This window comes from Haloferax sp. s1 (assembly GCF_058382125.1).
Map to the genome: position 1 here is coordinate 1 of NZ_JBZRPK010000226.1, position 2117 is coordinate 2117.

Sequence of the window (2117 nt, forward strand, 5' to 3'; positions counted from 1 at the left end):
CCTCGCCGACGAGCGGGTCGTCGTACACGTCGGCCTCGTCGTCGTCGCGGTACTCGTAGCCCGAGCCGCCGCGAACTGACTGCTCGCCGCCGGAACAGAACGCCCAGCCGCCGTCTTTCTCCGAGGGGCCGTTTCCGGTCAAGAGAACACAGCCCACGTCGGCGCGCTTGCGTGCGTCGTCGAGCGCAGCGTAGAGTTCGTCAACTGTTCCCGGACGGAAGGCGTTTCGGACTTCCGGTCGGTCGAATGCGATTCGAACCGCCGGAATGTCGACGGCGCGGTGGTAGGTGATGTCGTCGAACGCCTCAGAGCCGTCAACCGGTTCCCAGCGGTCGGGGTCGAAAATCTCAGAGACCATATCGAGTGGCGGCGCGGGCGGCGCAAAAAGATTCGCTTGCGACGTCGGCGCGAGTGGACCACGTCGGCACCGACAGCCGGAACAACCGCACTGCCCGCGCTGTACCCAAGTATATCTGTCATCATTCCAATTATTGCAACTAGCATGTCTCTGGCCTCGTCGCTCCTCGTGCGATTCGTCCACGTCTCGGGGATGGCGCTCATTTTCGGGGGTGCAGTGTTCGTGTGGGCCGCACTCCGCACATCCGACCGCTCGACCGAGCGGCTCGCGGACGGTGGGCGACGCTCGCTCGCAACGACCTACGAATGGGCCTTCTGGGGAACGATGGGTCTGCTACTCGTCACGGGCGTCGGAAACCTCGGCACGCTCGGCCCGCCGGGACCGACGACGCGGTGGGGGACGGTGCTGACGGTGAAACTCGCCGCCGTCATCGTCTTCGTGCTCGGCTCGTTCGTTCGGACGCTCGTCGTCCTCCGGCTGAGAGGTGAGCGACCGAGTGCCTCCCAAAGCGAACTTCTCAGCAAATCCTACGGCGCGACCGCCGGAGTAGTTCTCGTCTTAGTCGCCCTCGCCGAGGTGCTCGCCCATGGGTGACGCCGACTCGTTCGAGGTCTGGGTCGTTTCGACGTTCAACCTCGTGATTCTCAGTCTCGTTCTCCTCTTTATCGCCCATACGAACGGCGGGCTTGCGGGGTCGCTCTCCGGGTTCGGAACGCTTCCGGGTGTGCTCGTCTTCGGCTATCTGTGGGTGCTGGCCGTGGCTTCGACCCGACGGTCGCTGCGTGCTGGCGGTCTCGACGACCGACCCGAGGGCGGACTGCGGTCGCTCGCCTGGTACGGATTCGTCGGCGGCGCGCGCATCGGGTCGGCGTTCGTCCTCGGTATCGTCGTCGTTCTTTTTCTCATCGACTTCTTGCTGGAACCCACACGGGCCGTCTCGTCCTTCGCCAACCTCGCACAGAATATCTCGCAGGTCGCCTCGTTCGCCCTCATCGTGCTCTTTGTCGGGTCGCTCGCGGGCATCATCGGTGGCGTCATCGGCGGGCTTTCGGTACTGCTCGATGCCGGACTCTACGGGGTCGCAACCCGACTCACGGGGCCTGCGACGGAGACGGCTCGGTCGAACACGGGCGAGTAACTTAGCTCCGAAGCGGCCCGCGCGGACTCGTCAACCACGACGTCAGCCCGACGAGGACGCCGCTCGAAATGCCCGCAAGCAACCCGACGGCGACTGCAACAACGTAGGCAGTTCGCGTGGAGGGCATACGACCACGATAAAATCCGTCGCTGAAAAGTCAGTCGGTTAACTTGTTCACGACGCGCTCGCGGAGGTCCTCGCGGACGCGATGTGAGATTTCGGCGTCGGTGCGAACTTCGAGCACGTCGGTCCCGTCGGATGCGACGGAGTCGGCGTAGGCGTCGCGGAACTCGTCGGTGCCGACCGAGTCGAACGAGAGGTCGTAGAGGTCTGCTGTCGCCTCGAAGTCGAGACCGTGCGGCGTCTTGAACTGGTCGGTGAACGGCGGTTCGTACTCCTCGATGGGGAGCATGTGGAAGATGCCGCCGCCGTCGTTGTTGACGAGGACGATTGTTGCATCCACGCCGAGACGGCCGAGGGCGAGCAGGCCGTTCATGTCGTGGTAGTACGCGAGGTCGCCGGTGAGAAGCGTCAGGTGGTCGGTCGTCGCCGACCCGGCACCGAGCGCCGACGAGACGATACCGTCGATGCCCGACGCACCGCGGTTCCCGAGGACGGTTC

The 2117-nt window shown here is 64.8% G+C and carries 5 protein-coding genes; 2 read left to right on the forward strand and 3 right to left on the reverse strand.

Features of this window, described 5'->3' with window-relative positions; translation table 11 throughout:
• Positions 1–358 (reverse strand): enoyl-CoA hydratase-related protein (locus QT222_RS01985; RefSeq protein ID WP_491476140.1); only part of this gene is annotated, 358 nt, incomplete at its 3' end.
• A gap of 144 nt (positions 359–502) precedes the next feature.
• On the opposite strand from QT222_RS01985, the gene QT222_RS01990 reads away from it, so the two are divergent.
• Together QT222_RS01990 and QT222_RS01995 are read left to right on the forward strand one after the other, a co-directional pair.
• Positions 503–952, forward strand: coding sequence for a CopD family protein (locus tag QT222_RS01990; protein ID WP_004056924.1), 450 nt, complete (start codon positions 503–505; stop codon positions 950–952).
• Positions 945–1496: a DUF7965 family protein gene (locus QT222_RS01995; protein ID WP_004056923.1), complete on the forward strand. Its 552-nt coding sequence runs from the start codon at positions 945–947 to the stop codon at positions 1494–1496. The genes QT222_RS01990 and QT222_RS01995 overlap by 8 nt, the downstream gene beginning before the upstream one ends.
• A gap of 1 nt (position 1497) precedes the next feature.
• On the opposite strand, the gene QT222_RS02000 is transcribed toward QT222_RS01995, so the two are convergent.
• Positions 1498–1623: a hypothetical protein gene (locus QT222_RS02000; RefSeq protein WP_491476141.1), complete on the reverse strand. Its 126-nt coding sequence runs from the start codon at positions 1621–1623 to the stop codon at positions 1498–1500.
• A 30-nt stretch (positions 1624–1653) separates the two neighbouring features.
• A partial coding sequence (locus QT222_RS02005; RefSeq protein ID WP_491476142.1) for a thiamine pyrophosphate-dependent enzyme occupies positions 1654–2117 on the reverse strand: 464 nt, incomplete at its 5' end.

Excerpts from the sequence above, each read along its gene's own strand:
- QT222_RS01990 (WP_004056924.1), top strand. The coding sequence starts at position 503 with ATGTCTCTGGCCTCGTCGCTCCTCGTGCGATTCGTCCACGTCTCGGGG.
- QT222_RS01995 (WP_004056923.1), top strand. The coding sequence starts at position 945 with ATGGGTGACGCCGACTCGTTCGAGGTCTGGGTCGTTTCGACGTTCAAC.
- QT222_RS02000 (WP_491476141.1), bottom strand. The coding sequence starts at position 1,623 with ATGCCCTCCACGCGAACTGCCTACGTTGTTGCAGTCGCCGTCGGGTTG.